Source organism: Tautonia marina, from assembly GCF_009177065.1.
Taxonomy (GTDB): domain Bacteria; phylum Planctomycetota; class Planctomycetia; order Isosphaerales; family Isosphaeraceae; genus Tautonia; species Tautonia marina.
Map to the genome: position 1 here is coordinate 70,791 of NZ_WEZF01000004.1, position 20,406 is coordinate 91,196.

The following is a 20,406-nucleotide window of genomic DNA, read 5'->3' on the forward strand; positions in this document are numbered from 1 at the left end:
CCGGTCCGAGGAGCAATTCCGCCGAGCTCCGGGAAGGCTCCGTGGTCACGCGCCACGACTGCCTCCGAGTCGTTGATTGACCCTCATCGTCGGTGCCGACAGACTGTCACCATGCCCTCCCCTGCCCTTCGACCGAGATGTCAACCGTATGCGATTTGCCCTGAAGGATTCGTGGCTCGGCCTGAGAAACTCAACCACACGTCTGCCGTTTCGATACGGCAAGGCGACCTTGAGTCGATGTCCGCAAGCTGTTTTGGAGGTTTCGATCGAGGTCAACGGCCGGTTGCATCGCGGTTGGTCGGGAGATTGTCTCCCACCGGCCTGGTTCGACAAGACCCCGGGACGATCCTATCGCAGGCAAGTGTCAGACATGATCGGCGTGATCGGCCTGGCTCGATCCGCCTTTGCCCAGGCCGCATCGCGTCCAATCACCTTTTTTCAGAGCTGGCGGGAGGCGGATGCCCTCTGCCGAGCCGAGGCAAGGGAGCGGGGATTCCCCGCGCTGCTCGCCGGATTCGGCGTCAGTCTGGTCGAACGAGCGATCATGGATGCCCTGGCTCGCGCGGCGAACCTGAGTTTCGCGAACGCGATTCGAAGTGACCTGTTCGCGATCGAACCGGGGCGTTTGTTTTCGAGCCTGGAGGGATTCCGACCGGCCGACTGGCTCCCGAAGTCCCCTCGTCATGAGGTCTTCGTAAGACACACAATAGGGATTGGTGATCCCTTAAGCGTTCGGGACATCATGCCGGGAGAGGAGGTCAACGATGGCCTGCCACAGGCCCTCGAAACGTACGTTGAGCGGAGCGGAATCCGCTTCGTGAAGGTCAAGCTGTCCGCGGATTGCGGTGGAGATCTCGACCGCCTTCGAGCGATTGCTGAGGTGCTCGAGCGGCACCGCGGCTCCGATTACCGCCTGACACTCGATGGCAATGAACTGTTCCAGGAGGTCGGCCCCCTTCAAACCTTCGTTGAAGCCCTTCGCTCCGACCCTCGCCTTCGAACCCTGAGCGAGAACGTCCTTGCGCTTGAGCAACCCCTTGATCGAGCAGTCGCGCTGGAGGCCGATCAAGAGGGAGGGATCCAAGCGCTTTCCTCGTGGCGACCCGTCATCATCGACGAATCGGACGCGACGACCGAGGCGTTTCGGCAGGCCCTGGCCCTTGGCTACCGAGGGGTGACCAGCAAGAATTGCAAGGGACCGACCAAGGCGATCCTCAACGCGGGGCTCATCTGGTTGAGGAACGATCTCGGGCGAAGGTCGGAGGTCATGATGACCGGCGAAGATCTTTGCTCGGTCGGCGTGATTCCGGTCCAGGCTGATCTTTGCCTTGCCGCATCGCTAGGGCTGTCGCACGTCGAACGCAATGGGCACCACTATCACCCTGGGCTTTCGTATTTGCCCGAGGCGGATCGTCTGGCGGCCCTCAACGCTCATCCCGACCTCTACGCGAGGCAAGGGGCCATCATCGGCCCGATCGTCCGCGAGGGCCGATTCCTCATCGACTCGCTTCAGTGCGTCGGGTTTGGGTTTGCCGTGGTGCCGGATCGGTCCGCGTTCGAACCGGTGGACTCCTGGCGGTTCGAGTCTCTTGGGCTTGCCGATGAGCCGATCAGCGGATGATTCCACGTCGTTCAAGCGTGGGTCGGCAATATTCGAGCAAGGCAAGGTCGGCCAGTTCTTCGAGAATCGCCTCGCGGGTGGGTTCCTGGAGCGAGGTTCGCACGCCATCGAGGAGGGCCATGACGAAGTGGTCGCGGGCCTTGGAAATCGCCTCACGTACCCAGCCGGCCTGAACCGGTTTCCCCAGGATCGCCGAGAGCATCGAGGCCAGCTCCGGAGATTTCATCTTGGGATGCCGCACTCGATGTTGAAGTACCGTATGCAAGGGCTGTCCGGTTCGCTCCTGATGGCGAGCCAACGCGGCCCACGCCTGAGCCATCAGCTCTCGCTTCCAGCTTTCGGCGAACTGCTGATCGAAGTCTGAAGGGCCACCATCTGGGGCAACCGGCTCGGGAACATTCGATCCGTCAATCGATACGGGCGTCCGTTGCCGCTTCCGGTAATGGTCGATCATGAGATTCCGGAGCGCTCGCTTGAGAAAGTCTCGAAAGCGGCCTCGACTGGGATCGGCCCGGTGAAGATCGCCTCGAAGAAACCGCAGGGCGAACTCCTGGTCCAGCTCCGAGGCCAGCTCCGGATCGCGTAATGCCCCGAGCAAGTAGCGGTGGACCGCCCCGGCGTAGCGCACCATCAGTTTCGTCTGGGCGGCCGAGATCTCCTCGGGAGGCCCGTGATGAGCCTGAAAGACCAGATCCCATTCGGTCGAGATCCGGCTGAGATGGGCCTGCTCGTCTCTCATTGACAGGACCTCCCACTCCCGGGACTCGCTGACAGCCCTGATACGCAATCAATCGGATCAGACACCAGACGAGTCTACGGGAATTTTCAGGAATCGGGAAAGAGCCCAAACTGCCGAAATTCTCAACCTCGACAGGTGGTTTCGCCTTCTCTCGGCTGCCTCACCTCACGATTCAGCACCGTCCCGAAAAATTCCGAGAAAGGTTCTGACACTTTCAGGGGGGCACCGTATAGGAAGGTGACGCAAGTCGGCACCGGAGGTTGGCTCCGGAGGTCGCCGGGCCATCGATCGCCAGGATGGTCCCGTTTAGGACCGGGTCTGCCACGTCTCACGCCCCTGACCGTGTCAGGGCAGCGATGGGGGAACGTCCGTACCTTGGCGAGTCGTCTCGGAACGATGAAGGGATGGAGGACAATGGAGACGGTCTCCTTGATCCTTGGGGACGATCACCCTTTGATCCAACTCGGCTTTCGGGGAACGCTCCGGCTCCCAGGGAAAATTGAGGTTCAGATTCTTGGAAGCTCCAGACATCCCCGGATTCGTCGGCGTTTGCCGGCGCGCAAACGTCGTGCCTTACTCTTGATTGCGAAAGGCTGCGAACCTGCCGAACTGGGCAAGCGCCTGGGGCTTTGTCTGGAGCATGCCGAGGCACTCTCCGAGGAACTGACCCTGAAATTCGGCCTGGATCGGATCGGTCGTCAGGTGCTGTCGGCCGTGCGATCCGGTTCTCTTTGCTTGCGAGGAGGTTCCATCTCCTCGGTGCGTTGCCTGCATCCAGGGTATCAACCGTTTCCACACATTGCGGAACAGGGGAACCGAATCATGGCGGATCAGGAGTTGGTTCGGACGCTCTTTCCGGATGCCTTGGCCCGCTGTCAGGCCAGTGGCGAGTGGATGATCCTTCCCGACCCCGAGGATCAACACCGGCTCGGATACGGCCCTTCGGAATCGGAAGCCTGGAGCTGCGCCGCGATTCGACTTTGTCAGGATGAGTGGTTTCGCCCGATCCTTTCGCAACTGATGGCCATGCAAACCGGGCGTCGGGGTGACGCCTGAACCTCGACCTTTCGCCTGCCAAGGGCAGCCCAACTTCCGACGACCGCGTGGTGAGCGGACTCGAAAAGGTTGCATCATGGTGTGCTCGAACGCATGATGCATGGTGTCCTTTCGAGACAGGATCGAGTTCTCAAGGGCAGATTTCGACGAGATCGGACGGTACTCTTTGATTGCTGGCGATCCGCCCACACCTCACCTCCAGGGAGATTCGCTCCATGCGTCGTTTGTTGCTTGTGCCGGCCATGATTGTGCTGATGACGCCCGCAATTCATGCAGATCTGCCTTCGTACATCGAGGCGCCCGATCCGAGTTACTCCTGGGAACAGACCAAGAACGATACCACGGCCCTGGGGACCGTCCATCATTTGACGCTCACCTCGCAGACCTGGCGAGAGATCCCCTGGACCCACCAGTTTCGCATTTATGAGCCGGCGGTGGTTGAACATGAAGATATGATGGTTCTGTTCATCACAGGTGGAAGTAGCCGGTCGGAGCATCGTCCCACCGATGACCTGCTGGCCTTCACCCTGGCCCGCGCGGCCGGTTGCCGGGTGGCCGTGTTGCCGCAAGTGCCCAATCAGCCGCTGCTGGGAGATCGTTTCGAAGACGATCTGATCGCCGAGACGTTCGTCAACTTCCTTCAGTCGGGCGAGCAGGATTGGCCCCTTTTGCAACCGATGGTCAAGAGCGCCGTTAAGGCAATGGATGCCGCTCAGGAGCATGCCGAGCAGCGCGGGCGGCCCGTCGAACGGTTCGTCGTGACGGGGGCCTCGAAGCGAGGCTGGACGACCTGGCTTACTGGAGCAATGGACGACCGAGTGGTCGGGATCGCTCCGATGGTGATTCCGACCCTGAACATGAAAGAGAATACGAAGAACCAGCTGACCCTCTGGGGGAAGTACAGCGAGCAGATTGACGACTATACCCGTCGTGGCTTGACCAGCTCGTTTGAAACCGAAGACGGCGCGAAGCTCTGGGAGATGGTCGATCCGTATTTCTATCTCGACCGGATCTCCATTCCCGTCGTTCAGATCAATGGCACCAACGACCGCTACTGGACCCACGACTCGATGCGATTTTACTGGGACAAGATTCAAGGTCCCTCGTACGTCGTGAACCTCCCGAACGCCGGCCATGGACTGGATGAACACCGGGACTATGCCGTCAATGCGGTCGGAGCTCTGGTCCGCCACATTGCGACCGACACCGAGGCCCCTGAGTTCCAGTGGAAGGCGGTCGATGAGAACGGCTCGACCCAGTTCATTCTGACCTCAGCGTCGGAGGTTCGTCCCAAGTCGGTCTCAGTCTGGGTTGCTGAATCCGACGACCGCGACCTTCGAGATGATGCCTACACCAAGAAATCGGTTGATTCGAAGCGTGAGGACGGTGTCTCGTCCTGGACCTATTCGCTGGATCGTCCCGAGTCGGGGTCGCTGGCGGCGTTCTTCGACTTGACGTACGAGGTCGATGGCCTGACCTATCACGTCTCCACGCCGATTCACGAATTCCGATCCGATCCGAACGAGGATACCTCCACGGGCGAGTCGGACGAATGAGCCGGGTGTGTTCCGTCAACGTGGGCCGTCCTCGCCTGTTGCAACGGCGGGGACGGACCATCTCGACCGCCATCATCAAACGCCCTGTCGAAGGCAGGGTGGCCGTTCGTCGGGAAAACCTCGACGGGGATCAACAGGCCGATCTCTCCGTTCATGGGGGACCTGACAAGGCGGTCTATGCCTACCCGGTTGAGCATTACGACGCCTGGCAACGTGAACTGCCCGATGTCGAGCTATCGTGGGGAGCGTTCGGAGAAAATCTGACCTGCTCCGGTGGATGGCGAGAGGACGAGGTCCGCATCGGCGACCGCTTTCGCATCGGTGATGCCGAATTCGAGGTTTCGCAGCCAAGGCTTCCTTGCGGGAAGCTCAACCTGCGATTTGATCGCACCGACATGGTCAAGCGGATGCTCGCTAACGGTTGGTTCGGCTTCTACTTCCGGGTCGTCCAGGAAGGAAGCGTCGCTGTGGGGGATGCGGTGGATCGGATCGCCCGATCGCCGTACAACTTCACGGTCGCCGAGGCCGCACGGCTTGAAGCGATCGACAGAGATGACCCGGAGCTGCTCCGACGCGCGATCGAGGTCGAAGCTTTGCCTGCTTCGTGGCTTCTAACGTTCCGGCAACGCTTGCGGAACCTGGAGTCGCAGGACTGATCGCGAGTCGCCTTGCCCTCGCCGTCGGCTTACGGTACCGTCCGAAACCTCAAACAGGATCATCCCCTTCTCCGATTTGCGTCGCCACAAGGGAGCGGAGCGATGCCCTCGACAGTCATGGACGACGAATTCGCCACGATTCCCTGGTTCCACCGCATCGACCTTGGGAACGGTGTCACGACCCCTGGGGTCGACGATACCGTGACAAAACTCGATCAAGTCCACTTCCCTAAGGACCTGACTGGAAAGTCGGTTCTCGACGTCGGGGCCTGGGATGGCTTCTTCTCCTTCGAGGCCGAGCGCCGAGGAGCCAGCCGGGTGGTTGCCCTCGACGGCGGGGTCTGGAATGCTCCTCAGATCGGCCGACGGGGGTTCGATTACGCCCGCCGGGCGCTGAGTTCGAGTGTCGAAGACGTGACCATGGAAGTCCTCGAGATGACCCCCGATCAGCCGGGGATCTTCGATGTTGTGCTGTTCCTCGGGGTGCTCTACCATCTGCCGAATCCGCTCGCGGGCCTCTGTCAGGTTGCCGCGTGCACCCGAGAACAGATCATTCTCGAAACGCATGTCGACCTGCTCGACATCTCACGACCTGCGATTGCGTACTACGGCTCGGATGAATGCGCGAATGACCCGACGAACTGGTGCGGGCCGAATCAGGCCGCGCTCGAAGGAATGCTCCGAACTGCTGGGTTCAGCCGCATTAAGGCGTTTCCCGCCGTCACGGACGTCCATTACTCGGTCAACGGCGCGAAACGAGGAACGTTCGGTCGCATGGTCGTTCACGCCTGGAAGTGACGGAGAGGCAGGCGCATCACCGGAAACTGGCAACCAGAGCCCTGACGTAGTCCTCCAGTTGCGGGCGACCTCCGAAGGTCATTCCGAGCGACCGGAGTTTTCCGGTTTCAATTTGATGCTTGGGCCGGGTGGCTTCACCGATCACTCGGCCTGGGGCCCCCGCTTCCCGGGCAAGGGTGGCCACATCGTGCTCTGAAACGTAAAGGTCATAGCAATTGAAGCTCTGTCCGGTCACCTGATCCGCAGGTGCATCAAGCAGCAACGCGACGGCGCGGGCCACGTCGATCGCATGCACTTCCTTGCCTCCGCGTCGCACTGTGACATCTCGGCCTTCCACCAGTTCCCGAATCAGGCTGTACCATTTGCTTTGCTCGATCGGGCGGGCAAGGCCGTAGATGCCGGTCGGTCGCAAGCTGCAAATCGGCAGACCGCGTTTGCTGAAGCTCTGCACAAAGGCCTCCAACGCGGCTTTGTGAGCCCCGTAGTGGCTTCCCGGCCAGAGCGGGTGCGTTTCATCCAGCGGACGTTCGTCCAGGATTGTCTCGTAGACCGCACAGGTTGAAACGAAAACGAATCGAGCGACGCCGGCCTGCTCCGCGGCCTGGAACAGCCGAAGCGAACCCATCAGATTTGCCTCGGCAAAGCTGAGCAGGTCACCTTCGGCGCCGATGAAGCCTGCTCCAGGACGATCCAGCGCGGTGTGCACCACCGCGTCGCATCCCCGAAGCAACGCCGTCTCACTCTCGGGGTCGCGAAGCGATCCGGGAACCCACTCGATCGATGAGGAAAGGTTATTGAAGCCGCCTCGATCGCTCTGCATCCGATACCAGCAGCGGCAGGTGTGGCCCCGCTCGGCCAGGATCGAGACGATGGAGCGACCCAGAAATCCCGTTGCACCGGTCACGGCAATTTGCATTGTACGCCTCTCCTGGGTGACCGATCGGTTGGAAAAAACCGCGACCGGTCAGGATGCACGATCCAGCAATGCCACCCAGATTCCATCACCTGGAGAATCAAGGGAAACAGAAGGGCCCGCCTTAACCTTTTCCTTTGACGATGGCTGCCACTTCCCCAAGTTGACATCGAGCCAACGGATCTCGAACAAGCCCTCCTCGCCAGAGAGGTCGAGATTGACCGACCCGCCATCGGTGAACAGTACGGCGTACTGCTTCCCGGGAATGTGGGTCAGATAGGCTTCATTCTCAACTCGATGGGAGAGCAACCGACTGTCACGATCGGGGATGGCGCTGGTGACATCGAACGCTTCGGTGAGCATCCGAGCCGCTCGCAGATGCTCGACCGCGCGATCATTCAAGCCCTGGCCGGAATCGGGGCGGTGGAATCGGGTCGAGGCCAGGCCACCGATGAGATTCCGCCAGAACCGTTCGATGCCGTCGCGGTCATTCCCGAATCGCCCAGTATCGGCCCCGTAAACCTTCACGCAATTAATCGGTCTGGGCTGATCCGCGAGGCGTTGCCGAAAGGCTTGCATGTTGTCCCAGTGGGCCTGACCACGCTGATGATTGTTTTGCGAGATATCAACAAACGTGTATCGTTCAGGATGGTCGATCGTGTGACGATGCATTGGGTGAGAGAGGTTCCAGGGGTCCCACATCTCGGTGGTGTGCACCGTCACTCCCTTCTTGCTGGCCGCGTTTCGGATGTAATCGGCCCAGTAAGCACCCCATTCGGGACGCCCGCTCGTTTCGTTATCCATACAATACAAAACGTTTGGATAGTCAAGGCTGATCGAGAGCATTCGATCCACCTGGGCCTGTTGATAACGCAGAACCTGTGCGTTGTCGTCGAGTTTTGGAACGCTGAAGAAAAAGCGATTATCGTTCTGCCCCGGATGATTCGGGTACTGCGTCTGAAGGCCGGATTCCTCGACCGAGTAAGTTCGGTTGTTCGCGGGGTTGTAGGGATTCACCAGCCAGGGTTCGCGGGCAAAATCAAAGCGATCCCAGACCTCGATCTGAACAATGATGTCGCGTTCGAGGGCCAACCGAAGCAAGGTCTCGAAGTGGTTCCAGTACTGTTCGTTCGGGTGATCGAGGTCGTAACGACCGTCATCTCCCTGAGCGAACGGCCAGAGATTTCCCTCGTCTCGACTGGACATGGTGTTGCGGATGTAGTTGCCTCCCGCGTTCACCAAGCGGTCAAGCTGCTCGCGAAGCTCGGCCTCATTCCACTGGAACAGATTGTCGTCATCGCTCCCTCCCAGCAGGACGACGGTTTCCCCTCGAAATTGCCAGAAGGAAGGATGGGAGACACTCGGCCGAATGGACTCGGTGTCGCTGGCCAGGGCATTTCCAAACACCATCAGGATGGCCGCGTACGCACACATCTGCATCCGCCCGTGATGGACCATCGTCCTCATGATCGGCTCCGAGTCGTGAAGGTCAGGCGATGATGTCGTGCACGATCCGACCATGAACATCGGTCAGGCGGAAGTCTCGACCGGCGTAACGGTAAGTGAACTGTTCGTGGTCGAAGCCGAGCAACGCGAGCATTGTCGCATGAAGGTCATGAATATGAACGGGATTTTCAACCGCCTTGAACCCGAACTCATCGGTCGCGCCGTGAACGTACCCCCCCTTGACCCCGCCACCGGCCAGCCACATGGTGAACCCATAGTGATTGTGGTCGCGGCCATTCATCTTGCCGGCGTTGGCTCCGGGGGTGGGCAACTCGACGGTTGGGGTCCGGCCAAACTCTCCTCCCCAGATCACCAGGGTTTCGTCAAGCATCCCCCGTTCCTTGAGGTCTTTGAGCAAGGCGGCGATGGGCCGGTCGCACTGACCAGCGAGACGGCGGTGGCCTTGCTCGATGTCGTCGTGATTGTCCCAGGGCTGTCCGTTGCCGTGGTACACCTGCAGATAACGAACCCCTCGCTCAAGCAACCGCCGCGCGATGAGCAACTGTCTGCCGTGAACCCCTTCACCATAACGCTGTCGGACATGCTCCGGCTCTTGCGAGACATCAAACGCATCGGCTGCCTCCGATTGCATCCGGAAAGCCAGCTCGAACGACTGGATGCGAGCCTCCAGCTCGGAGTCACGCTGTCGGCGTTCGAGATGCTGCTGATTCAGCTTTGACAGCAGGTCAAGTTGAGCCCGCTGCGCAGGAGTCGCGAGCCGATCATTCTTGATATATTCGATCAGTTTATCGAGACTCGTGTGATTCGAATCAATATGCGTTCCTTGATAAATTCCGGGCAGAAACGCCGATTTCCAGTTCGAGGACTCGGCAATCGGATACCCACCCGGACAAAGGACCACAAAACCGGGCAAATTTTGATTCTCGGTCCCCAGACCGTAGAGTACCCAGGAACCGACGCTCGGACGCGGCAAGCGCGCGTCTCCGCAATTCATGAGCATCAAGGATGGCTCATGATTCGGCACGTCCGCCTGCATCGATCGAATGACACAAATATCATCGATACACTCGGCGACATTCGAGAACAGCTCGCTCACCTCGATCCCGCTCTCGCCATGTTTCTTGAACTTGAACGGCGATCCAAGAGCTGCTCCGGTTCGGCGCTCGGTTCGAAGATTTTCGGTCGGCAGTTCTTTCCCGGCATATCGGGAGAGCATCGGCTTGGGGTCAAACGTATCAACCTGAGAAGGACCACCATTCATGAACAGATGAATCACTCGTTTGGCGCGAGGAGCCATCGGCGGAGACTTCGGCGCAAGCGATGATCGAACGGAGTCATCGGCACTTGCCGGGCGTGTAAACACTCCCGAGTCGGTCATCAGGCTGCCAAGGGCCAACGCTCCGAACCCCATGCCGGACCGGCAGAGAAGTTCACGACGAGTCACAGGAAGGTTCGCCAGGTTCGGTCGATCGTGCGGCATCGGTCCGTGCTCCCTTCAGGGCCGTGGGAATACGGCCCGTTCTATCGCTTCAATTAATCGATGTACAAAAACTCGTTTGTCATAAGCAATGCCTGGGCATACTGTTCCTCTGGTGTCGGAGGAGCAATGGCGGGGCCGTGGAAGTCCGACCGAGAATCCCAGGTGGCTTGCGATCCGTCCGAGGTTTCGAGCGTGACCACGGGCGACCATTCAAACGAATCATGATTCGTGGTTTCCAGGCAATCGACGACGAAGTCGACAACCTCACCGGCGTGCACCTCGAACGAAGGGACAACGGTTCGGGATCGGCCGTCATGTGCCACCCATTCCCCGAGTAAACCCGACGACTCGGAGACAATCCGACCCCGCACACCATCCCCGTTGGAGTTGCGATGAACCAGTCGGCCTTCGATTCGGACGATTCCCGTCTCTGGTGCGGTCCAGCGACGAATGGCTGCCTGATCGGGACCATTGCCGACGTGGCCACCTTCGGCCTTCAGGTTCAGGTAGCCACCCTCGGGATGCGGGAACTCTGCTCCGAATTGCCAGGCGTTTCCCGTCCAGTGAGGGAGGTCCTGATACTGAATCACACGCTGAGAATCCTCATCGAAGCGTCCAAAACCGTAGCTCCATTGCGATTGGAGCGGTTCGGCCATCGTGCCTGGGTTGTTCAGGAATCGCTCGCCGAGTTCCAGTTCAGAAGGTTCAGGGAGCCGCCCATACAGCAATTGATACATCCGTCGAATGCGATCGGTAGACTCGTCCGAGGCGGCCTCGTCTCGGCATCGGTCGGCGAGCGCCCGAGCCTGCTTGGCCATGAACGGGCTGTTCATCAGGAACAGAGCCTGCTGCGGCACAATCGTCTGGGGCCGATTGGGGTTCGAAACCTCCGTGCTGGCGAAGTCGAACGTCCGATAAACCCCATCGAGGAAGGTGCGGTCAATCATCGAATAGAGCGTGCGCCGGGTGCCGTCCGGGACGGACGGGGACGGGCTTGGCCGACCACCGAAGCGAGCATCCAGCCTCCCGGAGACGGCGAGCATGGCGTCTCGCATCGGTTCCAGTTCCAGCCGTTTCCGATTCTGCCGCCATAGCAGGCGATTCTCAGGATCGATCGCGGTGGCCTCGGGACGATCGAGACTTACCTGACGGTAGGATCGAGAGTTGAGAATCAACCGGTGCATCTCCTTGATCGACCATCCGCGTTTCACAAACTGAGAGGCCAGGAAGTCGAGTAATTCTGGATGCGTCGGCACGTCGCTCCGAGTTCCGAAATCGCTCGGAGTTCCGACGATCGGCTGGCCAAAGTGGTGCATCCAGATACGGTTCACCATGACCCGAGCCGTCAGGGGGTTGCTCGGATCGGCGATCTTTTGCGCCAGTTCCAGACGACCACTTCCCTGGCTGAACGGCCGGCGATCGTCACCTTCGAGCAACTGGAGGAATTGCCTGGGAACCTCAGGGCCGCGGTTTCCCGGGTTCCCTCGGACGAAAATGACGGGCTCGCGGGGTTTCTCGGTGTCCACCATCACCATGGCCCGGGGAGGGGCTCCGGGATGGTTGACCTGAAGTTCCTCGGCTTTTCGTTCGAGGTTCCGCTGCTCATTCCGCTCATCCCGTTCGAGCAGGCGCTGGGCTTCGTCGATCGAGGCGACGGCCAGTGCACCCGACTCCGGCAGGAACAGGGCATCAAGAGCGGATCGGCCGGGCTGATCCGTCTCTCCTTCGGATCGGTCAGAAAACGCCTGGGCATAACGCTCGATCACCTCGGCAAACGTGGCCGGTGGTGCCGGTTGTACGAGTGCGGCCTTGATGATCGGATTAACTTCAAGCGCTGTGTTTGAGCTCAATGACTCAAGCATTTGCGCGGCGTTATCTGCGAACGATTCGGGTGGCAAGGTGGCCAATGCGTGCCAGGGGGCGAGGATCGGGTCGGTGCTCGGGTCGGACTGTTCTACCATCGTTGTCCACTTGTCGAGAAAGGCACCAAGTCGTCGAGGGGGAAGTTCTCGCGCTCGGGCTTCTCGGTCGATGGCATTGTCGTCTCGTCTCCGCCCCGCCGAGCCGAGCTCACCGGTCGACTGGATCACATGGGTCGCCTCCAAATACGATCGGCTTCGCCGTTGGAAATCCGAGTTGATCTCATCCCGTTTGGAACGAAGAAACGTCTCGATCGCAGCCTCACGCTCACGGAGTTGCCTGAGAAAATCGTCTCGCTCAGGACCCTTCGAATCGACCAATTCCGTGATGAGCGGTAAGGTGTCGGGCTCGGTCGAGCTGTTCAAGACACCATAGAGCGAATAGTAGTCGGCAGTAGGGATCGGATCATACTTGTGATCGTGACATCGTGCGCAGGAGACGGTCAGCCCCATCAATCCCCGGCTAATGACGTCGATGCGATCATCGATCATGTCGTGCGTATTGTTCAGAAAGCGCTGACCGACCGTGAGATATCCCATTGCGGCGAGGGCCGGATCACCGGGAGGGAGATCGAGCTGATCGGCGGCGAGTTGTTCGAGGATGAAACGATCGAAGGGCTTATCCTCGTTGAACGATCGAACCACGTAATCGCGATAGGTGTAGGCATAAGGATATCGCCGTTCTTCCGTGAACACATACCCTTTTGTGTCTGCGTAGCGGGCGACGTCGAGCCAATGTCGTCCCCACCGCTCGCCGTAGTGGGGATTGGCAAGCAGTCGATCAACGACGTCGGCAAACGCTTCATCGTCGGACCTCGGGTCCTGAAGAAATGCTTCGACCTCATCGGGGGTCGGAGGTAGGCCGATCAGGTCGAAGGTGACGCGCCGGAGCAAGGTTCGCCGATCGGCCGAAGGCGAGGGAGTGATCCCCTCGTCATCGAGGCGTTTTCGGAGAAATGCATCGACCGGTGTGGCAATCCACGAAGGGTCGGAGACCTCTGGCGGGGCAGGATCGGTCCTTGCCTGAAACGCCCAGTGGGTCGTCGAGGCGTCGGCGACGACTTCAGGGGTGGGAATGGTGGCGTCGTCGGGCCAGGGCATTCCCATCTGGACCCATCGCTCAAACGCGCCGATCACCTCGTCGGCAAGTTTCTGGTCGGGGGGCATCTTCAGTTCGGAGTCGTGCCGCAGGACGTCCAGTAAGGGACTCACCGCGGGGTCGTCGAGATAAACAGCTGGCCCTTCGATCAACCCACCCTCAAGGATTGCCGATCGCGAATCGAGGCGGAGCCCCGATGTCTGTTTTCGCGCTCCGTGGCAAGACAGACACTGCTCGGCCAACACCGGACGGATCCGTTCCTCAAAGAAGCTCAGGGCTTCCGGCGGCCAATCCGTGGTACGATCCTCCTGGGCACAGGAGACTTGGGGTGAGACGACCGCCAGAACGGCCGAGAGCCAGACCCCTGCGGTCGTCACGATCCAGGTTCGGAATGGTCCGGTCGCCAGCATTGAGGCTAATGCTCCAGAAAACTGAAGAAACGGAAGGAATGGGGCTCTCGGCCCCTTGAGAGATCCAGGATGCTCTCCCAGACCGGCAAGCAACGTCGGCCTCAGGCAGCCAATGATCCCAAAAAACTTAACAAATTATTGAACATGCTCCCCCCTGAGATCAAGGGAATGTCTCCAGACGGTGAATGCCTGCCAATCACTCGGTGGGTCCATGCCGGTTGGTGGGAGCGGCTTGAAGCACCGTTCGGTGTCCGCGATTTCGCCAGCACTTCTTCCGAGAGAGCCTCCCCGACTGGTGATCCTCCGGTGGGCCCTTGTACGTTCACCGATTGTCCGCTAAATCGTTCGATGACGTGAGGCGTTTCTTGCGGTTTCGCACCGGCGAGAGTTCGTCCTACAATCCCTCGATTCTTTTCGAACCACGAGAGACAGATGACCAAATTTTGCTCAACCCTGACTGTCCTGACCACAGCGCTGATCCTCAGTGGCGGAACTCTTGCTTCCGCAGGTGTTTCCGAGGATCAAGAAGGATTTCACGATCTTTTTAATGGAAAAGACCTGACCGGTTGGTTTGGTGCAACCGACGGTTATGCGGTTGAGGACGGTATCCTGTACTGCATTCAGGGAAGCGGCGGAAAGCTCTACACCGAAGAGGAATACGACGATTTTGTGTTCCGATTTGAATTCAAATTGACTCCCGGCTCGAACAATGGCATCGGCTTGCGGGCATCGACGGAAGGCGATCCGGCCTTCTCCGCGATGGAAATTCAAATCCTTGACAATACGGCTGAGAAATATTCCAATCTCGCCCCATACCAGTATCATGGATCAATCTATGGTGTCGTTCCGGCCAAGCGAGGATTTCTCCGCCCGGTCGGCGAATGGAACGAGCAGGAAATTTCCTGTATCGGCAATCGGATTCGTATTGTGCTGAACGGAGAGACCATTGTTGACGCTGATATTGCGGAAGCTTCGAAGGATGGAACGCTTGATAAGCGAGAGCATCCGGGGTTGAAGCGTCGATCAGGTTATCTCGCATTGCTCGGTCATGGTGACCGAGTCGATTTTCGAAATCTCAAAATTAAGCGGGTTGATGTCACAAACCCCTGAGTCGCAGAGTATCCCCAGGGTTCCCGCCTGTATTTGTTGGAATTGCCGGGCGGGTGCGGCTCAGGAACTCCGGAGAACCCGGTTATGGCCCCGCCGCACAACCCCGGAGGACCCGGCAGGGAGCGCCTTGCTCCTGCCGGGTGGATGGTGAGACTCCTGGGGTGGTGTGCCCCGGTGCTGGGAGCCTCGCTCGTTCTGACTCTCGGTTCTCTTTGGATACTGACACCGACCGAGGCGTGGATCCTTTCCAGAACAGAACGGATCGTCGTCATCGGTGGCCTTATGGTCGTGGTCGTCGGGTTGATGATCTGCCTGCAGGTGCGGGTGTACCGGTCAGCTCGTCGGCTCCAGGCGACCGAGCAATCGCTCCGATTCCTTTCCGATGCCCTGCTCCAGGCCCATCGGGAGATGGAACACTATCGCGAGTCGGAGCAGGCCCTTCGAGATGCCGACCGATCCAAGGATGAATTTCTGGCAACGCTCTGCCATGAGTTGCGCAACCCGCTCGCTGCCATTGATCACGCCGGCGAATTATTGATCGATCTGGATGATGACCAGGAACAGCGTGAGTGGGCAGTCCGGATCATCCGAAATCAGACCCGACAACTTGCCCTGCTGATCGATGATTTGCTCGACCTTTCACGGATTGCCAAGGGAACTCTGACCTTAAACCTCCGTCCTGCGTCGCTCGCCCACCTCGTTCGATCGGCGGTCGATGCGGCTCGATCATTTCTGGAAGATGCCCACCAGAGGGTGGTTTTTCAGATCAGTGATGAGCCGATGTGGGTCGAAGTCGATCCGTCTCGAATTCAGCAGGTATTGATTAACTTGCTCTCGAATGCCTGCCGTTATTCCGATCCAGGAAAGTCGATCACGATTTCCGTTCAAGCCAGTAAAACTGAGGTTGTCTTCTCGGTCAAGGATCAAGGCATCGGAATCGACCCCGCGTTGATGCCCCGGATTTTCGGCATGTTCATCCGGGGAGACGCGGCCCGCGATCGCTCCCCCTCGGGGCTCGGGATCGGGCTTCGATTGGTCAAGCTCATCGTCGAGCGCCACGGGGGCACGATTCTCGCTCGGAGTGACGGAATCGGTCACGGCAGCGAATTTGAAATCCGATTGCCGAAGATTGCGTCCCCCCCTCATCTCTCGACCGCCTCGAATCCTGAGCTTTCTGCGACCTTGCCTCGGTTACTCCTCGTCGACGATAACCGGCCCATGGTCGAAGCCCTGCGTTTGCTCTTGCAACGCGAGGGTCATGAGGTTCGAATCGCTCGAACCGGCCGAGACGCGATCGAAGCGGTGGCGATCGAACGTCCGGATGTCATCCTCCTCGACCTCGAATTACCGGATACCGACGGAATTGAACTCGCTCAGGCAATTCGGTCGAACGACCACTCCAGCTGTCCCCCCATCATTGCCCTGACCGGATCAGGACGACCCGTCGATCTCGAAGGCTTGCAGCAGGCAGGAATCCGGGTTTTGATCCAGAAACCTGTGCGGATTGATGAACTCCGCGAAACGCTCGCGCGTATTTCACGCGAAGGGGCCGGAACCCTCTAGCCAACAAGGCTGAAAAGGGCTCCGTAAGACGATTGAGCCGCTCAGAGCCTTCGCTCAGTGCGAGAGAAATACTGCGGCCTTGCTGTCTTTCAGTACAGATCGAGTGGTCGAACCAAGGAAAAATTCCCGGAGTGTCGACTTTCCGTAAGCCCCCATCACCAGCAGATCGGCTTCGGTCTTCCCGAGATGCTCCAGAATGACCTCGGCGGGACCGTGGTCAGACGCCAACGTGATGGGTGTCGCCTTCAACCCATGGAAACTGAGATACTCGATGGCACGATCCGCTTTCCGAGCGGCTTCGACCTTGTCCGGACCGACTGTCAAGACCCGGATCGTCTGGCCTTCCCCAAGTCCTGTGCCCCGGAAGGCTTGCAACGCTCGTGCCGCTTGCACACTGCCGTCGTAAGCGATCAGGACCGACTTGCGCTCCTCGTCGAGGCGTTCGGGGGCGGCCACCACCGGCCTCGGGTTCTCGGTCAGCACCCGCCGAAGGGTATCGTCGGCAGCGTCTTGCCAGCCAAACCGAAAGTGAGTCCGCTGGCCCATGATAATCAGATCATAACGCTGTGCTTCGATCACAATGCGCTCGTGGGGAGTGCCGATGTCTTCCAGAGGCTTGAACGACACGTCTGCCTCGACACAGCGCAAGGCGGCACGCTCCAGGGTCCGCTCGACCTCTCGACGAACGTCCTCGGTGAGTCGTTCGTTGATTTGTCGGAAGTAAACCTCGCCCAGCCAGGTTTCTTCAGCACCGTGAATCCCAGGTTCATCAATCACACCAAGGCCCACGAGCAAAGCATTGAACCGCTTGGCCCATCGAAGTCCGAGTTCCAGCGCGGCGTCACCGTGCTCGCTGCCGTCCAGTCCAACCAGCAAACTCTTAAGCATCGTGCAAACTCCGAAAGAGTTCGGGAACACTGGTCCCCGCATTGCGGTGGAACGTCTGGCTCAGACGAGCCAATACGTTCAGGCAGGAGCATCTTCATTCTGATCGATTTCGCGAAGGAAGGCCCGGAGATCAGCCATCGCTTCCTCAATGGATTGCCGATGACTGGGATCACCCGCGCTGTCCAGATTCTTCTCGAAGAGATTCAGAAGTTGACGAGCCGCCATCGCCGGAGTTTCCCCCGGCGACCAGTTTTCCGGAAAATCGCGATGGTAGATGCAGATGTGAGCGCCCCCGTGTGCTTCACAGGGACCCTCCGAAACGATGACTCGACTCTGAATGCTCATCATGGGAGGAGTCTCCCATTCGATCGCCTTGAAACTTGTGGCCGGAGTGGTCCGCTTGGTTTCACGACGAAGACGCGATGGAGAAGAGAGGGGGTACAACGACGGTCGAGTTCTGGCGTTCGGCACTTACCCTCGGCTGACGGATAAAAAAACCCCGAGCCTGTGCATCACGACCATGACACAGGACGGGGGCTGACTCAGCCGGGAACACACGACCCGCCATGAGTCGAATGCTCCATTTCATTAAATACCTTGCCAGGGTACGAAGTCAAACAAAATCAACCACGATCGTGCTCTCTGGTTTCACCGTCCTCGGAAGGGGGATCTGCCTTCTGGGTTGCACAGACCTGAACCATCGATTGGGATCAGCGGCGCGATGCCGCCGGATGTCACGGCGTAATCGCGTCATTTTCACGGTTTCGCTTGGGAGGGAACGTTGCCGAGCGGTTGTTCAACGTCCTCGAAGACGGCCGGAATTGGTGCCCTCGCAACGTCACCGATTGTCGAGATTCGGTGGTCCTGACGTCGAGATCATCGGGTGGATTGAATCTCCCCAAACGGGATGGACAGAGATATGACCGGACAAGGTTTCCCCCGATTTCAATGATTCGAAAATGCAATTGTCCCTGCAACTGCTCTCTCAATCCCATCCCATGCCGTCGGCCCCGATCGGGGATTTCCTTCCCCAACCGAGTGTGGGGGCTTGCCAGCCGGAGAGAGCAGGCTCTAGCATGGGTTCTCAGGCTAATCGGTCGGATCGGACGTGATTCGGCCTGACCTTTCGAATGTGACGGCGACGCAAGCGTTGGGTTCCGTCTTGATCGACTGAACGACGGGGGCGGAGCGCCTCGAATGGGAGACACGGATCGGATCCTTGCTCGGTACCGCGAAGTGAAGCGGTATCTTGATTGGGACGAGCGACACGATTACGAACGGCTGGTCGGACTCTTCCCGGTCATTACTCCGCATTTCCCCGGGTTGATAGAGGATTTCTACGAAGAAATTCAGCGCCATCCTGGTGCCTCTGCGGTCATCACAGGGGGAGAGGAACAGGTTTCTCGATTGAAGGCCACGCTCCATCAGTGGCTGATCGGTTTGTTCCAAACCCCTCCCGATGAGGATTATGCTCAGCGGTGCTGGCGGATCGGTCGTCGGCATGCCGAGATCGGGTTGGACCCGCTTTATGTCATTGCCGCCATGGCCCGGCTGCGCTCAGCCATGTGTCGGGTCTTGCGATCGTCCTGGACCGGAGAGTTCGAGCAACTGGCCGAATCGCTTCGATCCCTCTATCGACGCCTCGACCTCGACCTCGCCTTGATTCAGGATGCCTACCAGGCCGAGAGTGAAGATCGGCTTCAGCGGGCCGAACGCATGGCCACTCTTGGTCAGGTTGCCGGTGGCCTGGCGCACGAGTTGCGCAACCCGTTGAACGTGGTCAAGACGTCGGTCTACTACCTCAAGAATGCTCGATCGGCCTCGGCCGAAAAGGTCGCCGAGCATCTGCAACGGATTGGCCGGGGTGTTGATCGTGCCGATGCGGTCATCACCGCTCTCTCAAGCTTTGCCCGGCTTCCAACTCCAGAGGCTCGGCCCACCCCTTTGCTTGAGATGGTCCGTGACTCTCTGGAGACCAATCCGCCGGATCCCGCGATCGAGGTTCAGCTTGAGATTGAGCCTTCGCTGACGGTCGCGGTCGATCCAGCACAATTGCAAATCGTCCTCGGCAATTTGCTACGCAACGCGAACGAGGCGATGGATCAAGCGGGGACGCTAACCGTCCGAGCCCGGACCCTGGAGAACGGCCGGATCGAACTCGATGTCGAGGACACCGGAATCGGCATGGCTCCGGAACTGCGCGATCGGGTCACGGAGCCGCTCTTTTCCACGAAGGCCCGAGGGCTCGGGCTGGGCCTGGCCATCTCTCGGGAAATCCTCACCAAGAACGGTGGCACCCTTCGAATCAGTAGCGAACCAGGGGTTGGGAGCATCTTTACCCTGGTGCTTAACCCGTCTTCGGAGACCGGAGATCGAGATCGATGAACGATCCGGCACCTGCCATTTTGCTTGTTGACGACGATATTGACGCATGCCGCAATGTCTCGGACATCTTGAAGGATCTGGGCTATCAGGTCGACATCGCTCACGAAGGCCAGTCTGCCCTCGAATTGGCGAGCCGGCGACCCTACGACGTCGCCGTTCTCGACTTCAAGATGCCGGGCATGGACGGCGTGACCCTCTATCGCCATCTGCGGGCCCGGCACCCCGGCGTCGTTGCTTTGCTGCTTACCGCCTATGCCAGCGAAGACACGGCAACGGCGGCCCGGTCGGCCGGGACGTGGAAAGTCCTGCGCAAGCCGGTTGATATTCCGGCCCTGCTTGGCTTGATCGACGAGGCGGTCGGCCAACCCCTTGTGCTGGTCGTTGACGACGACCTCGACCTTTGTGAAAACCTCTGGGACCTCCTCCGATCACGCGACATTCGCGTCTGCACCGCTCACGATTCGGCTCAGGCTGTCGAGCGACTCCGAGAGGCCCGATACCAGGCCGTGCTGATCGACATGAAATTGCCCGGTTCCGACGGTTGCTCGGTCTTCCGAACCGTTCGAACAGTCGATCCTCGCGCCCGAACGGTGTTGATTACCGGCTTTCGCCCCGAAACCGAGCCCTTGATCGAGGTCGCTCTGGCCGAGGGGGCTGACGCGGTCTGTTACAAGCCGTTCGACTCCCCTGCCCTGATTGACTTGCTCGAACGCCTGGTTGGACCGACTCCCTCTCAATCAAGGTGA

The 20,406-nt window shown here is 59.4% G+C and carries 16 protein-coding genes; 9 read left to right on the forward strand and 7 right to left on the reverse strand.

Annotation, left to right across the window (positions count from 1 at the left end; translation table 11 throughout):
* Positions 1–148: 148 nt before the first annotated feature.
* Entirely contained in the window at positions 149–1,621 is a 1,473-nt protein-coding gene (locus GA615_RS06370) for a hypothetical protein (RefSeq protein WP_152050446.1), read from the forward strand.
* Here GA615_RS06370 and GA615_RS06375 read toward each other — a convergent pair.
* Complete coding sequence (locus tag GA615_RS06375) at positions 1,611–2,360, reverse strand: RNA polymerase sigma factor (protein WP_152050447.1); 750 nt, start codon at positions 2,358–2,360, stop codon at positions 1,611–1,613. The genes GA615_RS06370 and GA615_RS06375 overlap by 11 nt on opposite strands.
* Positions 2,361–2,909: 549 nt before the next feature.
* Between GA615_RS06375 and GA615_RS06380 the strand changes: the two genes are divergently transcribed.
* The 4 genes from GA615_RS06380 (at position 2,910) to GA615_RS06395 (ending at position 6,426) form a co-directional block, all read left to right on the forward strand.
* Positions 2,910–3,416, forward strand: coding sequence for a hypothetical protein (locus tag GA615_RS06380; RefSeq protein ID WP_152050448.1), 507 nt, complete (start codon positions 2,910–2,912; stop codon positions 3,414–3,416).
* 215 nt (positions 3,417–3,631) lie between these two features.
* Positions 3,632–4,972, forward strand: a complete 1,341-nt coding sequence (locus GA615_RS06385; protein WP_152050449.1) for a PhoPQ-activated pathogenicity-related family protein — start codon at positions 3,632–3,634, stop codon at positions 4,970–4,972.
* Positions 4,969–5,628, forward strand: coding sequence for an MOSC domain-containing protein (locus GA615_RS06390; protein ID WP_152050450.1), 660 nt, complete (start codon positions 4,969–4,971; stop codon positions 5,626–5,628). The genes GA615_RS06385 and GA615_RS06390 overlap by 4 nt, the downstream gene beginning before the upstream one ends.
* A gap of 102 nt (positions 5,629–5,730) precedes the next feature.
* Complete coding sequence (locus tag GA615_RS06395) at positions 5,731–6,426, forward strand: class I SAM-dependent methyltransferase (RefSeq protein WP_152050451.1); 696 nt, start codon at positions 5,731–5,733, stop codon at positions 6,424–6,426.
* 16 nt (positions 6,427–6,442) lie between these two features.
* Here GA615_RS06395 and GA615_RS06400 read toward each other — a convergent pair whose 3' ends face one another.
* From GA615_RS06400 to GA615_RS06415, 4 genes are read right to left on the reverse strand one after another with little or no spacing between them, the layout of a single operon-like run.
* Positions 6,443–7,342: an NAD-dependent epimerase/dehydratase family protein gene (locus GA615_RS06400; RefSeq protein WP_152050452.1), complete on the reverse strand. Its 900-nt coding sequence runs from the start codon at positions 7,340–7,342 to the stop codon at positions 6,443–6,445.
* Positions 7,343–7,390: 48 nt separating this feature from the next.
* Complete coding sequence (locus GA615_RS06405; RefSeq protein WP_152050453.1) at positions 7,391–8,806, reverse strand: hypothetical protein; 1,416 nt, start codon at positions 8,804–8,806, stop codon at positions 7,391–7,393.
* A 22-nt stretch (positions 8,807–8,828) separates the two neighbouring features.
* Positions 8,829–10,286 (reverse strand): DUF1501 domain-containing protein, encoded by a 1,458-nt coding sequence (locus GA615_RS06410; RefSeq protein ID WP_152050454.1) that lies wholly within the window; start codon positions 10,284–10,286, stop codon positions 8,829–8,831.
* A 53-nt stretch (positions 10,287–10,339) separates the two neighbouring features.
* Positions 10,340–13,714 carry a PSD1 and planctomycete cytochrome C domain-containing protein gene (locus GA615_RS06415; RefSeq protein WP_152050455.1) on the reverse strand — a complete coding sequence of 1,125 codons (3,375 nt, stop codon included), beginning with the start codon at positions 13,712–13,714 and terminating at the stop codon, positions 10,340–10,342.
* Positions 13,715–14,146: 432 nt separating this feature from the next.
* Here GA615_RS06415 and GA615_RS06420 point away from each other — a divergent pair, with 432 nt between their 5' ends.
* Positions 14,147–14,824, forward strand: coding sequence for a 3-keto-disaccharide hydrolase (locus tag GA615_RS06420; protein ID WP_152050456.1), 678 nt, complete (start codon positions 14,147–14,149; stop codon positions 14,822–14,824).
* Positions 14,825–14,908: 84 nt separating this feature from the next.
* Positions 14,909–16,387: a hybrid sensor histidine kinase/response regulator gene (locus GA615_RS06425; protein ID WP_152050457.1), complete on the forward strand. Its 1,479-nt coding sequence runs from the start codon at positions 14,909–14,911 to the stop codon at positions 16,385–16,387.
* A 54-nt stretch (positions 16,388–16,441) separates the two neighbouring features.
* On the opposite strand, the gene GA615_RS06430 is transcribed toward GA615_RS06425, so the two are convergent.
* Both GA615_RS06430 and GA615_RS06435 read right to left on the reverse strand, forming a co-directional pair.
* The gene (locus GA615_RS06430; protein WP_152050458.1) at positions 16,442–17,275 is read right to left on the reverse strand and encodes a universal stress protein; all 834 of its coding nucleotides are present in this window, start codon (positions 17,273–17,275) and stop codon (positions 16,442–16,444) included.
* Positions 17,276–17,353: 78 nt separating this feature from the next.
* Positions 17,354–17,623, reverse strand: coding sequence for a hypothetical protein (locus GA615_RS06435; protein ID WP_152050459.1), 270 nt, complete (start codon positions 17,621–17,623; stop codon positions 17,354–17,356).
* Positions 17,624–18,472: 849 nt separating this feature from the next.
* On the opposite strand from GA615_RS06435, the gene GA615_RS06440 reads away from it, so the two are divergent.
* Both GA615_RS06440 and GA615_RS06445 read left to right on the forward strand, forming a co-directional pair.
* Positions 18,473–19,660, forward strand: a complete 1,188-nt coding sequence (locus GA615_RS06440) for a protoglobin domain-containing protein (protein WP_152050460.1) — start codon at positions 18,473–18,475, stop codon at positions 19,658–19,660.
* Positions 19,657–20,406, forward strand: coding sequence for a response regulator (locus tag GA615_RS06445; protein WP_152050461.1), 750 nt, complete (start codon positions 19,657–19,659; stop codon positions 20,404–20,406). The genes GA615_RS06440 and GA615_RS06445 overlap by 4 nt, the downstream gene beginning before the upstream one ends.

What these genes read in the sequence shown, in the direction of transcription:
- GA615_RS06415 (WP_152050455.1), bottom strand. Translation starts at nt 13,714, where the DNA reads ATGCTGGCGACCGGACCATTCCGAACCTGGATCGTGACGACCGCAGGG.
- GA615_RS06410 (WP_152050454.1), bottom strand. Translation starts at nt 10,286, where the DNA reads ATGCCGCACGATCGACCGAACCTGGCGAACCTTCCTGTGACTCGTCGT.
- GA615_RS06400 (WP_152050452.1), bottom strand. Translation starts at nt 7,342, where the DNA reads ATGCAAATTGCCGTGACCGGTGCAACGGGATTTCTGGGTCGCTCCATC.
- GA615_RS06385 (WP_152050449.1), top strand. Translation starts at nt 3,632, where the DNA reads ATGCGTCGTTTGTTGCTTGTGCCGGCCATGATTGTGCTGATGACGCCC.
- GA615_RS06440 (WP_152050460.1), top strand. Translation starts at nt 18,473, where the DNA reads ATGGGAGACACGGATCGGATCCTTGCTCGGTACCGCGAAGTGAAGCGG.
- GA615_RS06405 (WP_152050453.1), bottom strand. Translation starts at nt 8,806, where the DNA reads ATGAGGACGATGGTCCATCACGGGCGGATGCAGATGTGTGCGTACGCG.
- GA615_RS06390 (WP_152050450.1), top strand. Translation starts at nt 4,969, where the DNA reads ATGAGCCGGGTGTGTTCCGTCAACGTGGGCCGTCCTCGCCTGTTGCAA.
- GA615_RS06445 (WP_152050461.1), top strand. Translation starts at nt 19,657, where the DNA reads ATGAACGATCCGGCACCTGCCATTTTGCTTGTTGACGACGATATTGAC.
- GA615_RS06430 (WP_152050458.1), bottom strand. Translation starts at nt 17,275, where the DNA reads ATGCTTAAGAGTTTGCTGGTTGGACTGGACGGCAGCGAGCACGGTGAC.
- GA615_RS06375 (WP_152050447.1), bottom strand. Translation starts at nt 2,360, where the DNA reads ATGAGAGACGAGCAGGCCCATCTCAGCCGGATCTCGACCGAATGGGAT.
- GA615_RS06425 (WP_152050457.1), top strand. Translation starts at nt 14,909, where the DNA reads ATGGCCCCGCCGCACAACCCCGGAGGACCCGGCAGGGAGCGCCTTGCT.
- GA615_RS06435 (WP_152050459.1), bottom strand. Translation starts at nt 17,623, where the DNA reads ATGATGAGCATTCAGAGTCGAGTCATCGTTTCGGAGGGTCCCTGTGAA.
- GA615_RS06420 (WP_152050456.1), top strand. Translation starts at nt 14,147, where the DNA reads ATGACCAAATTTTGCTCAACCCTGACTGTCCTGACCACAGCGCTGATC.
- GA615_RS06370 (WP_152050446.1), top strand. Translation starts at nt 149, where the DNA reads ATGCGATTTGCCCTGAAGGATTCGTGGCTCGGCCTGAGAAACTCAACC.
- GA615_RS06395 (WP_152050451.1), top strand. Translation starts at nt 5,731, where the DNA reads ATGCCCTCGACAGTCATGGACGACGAATTCGCCACGATTCCCTGGTTC.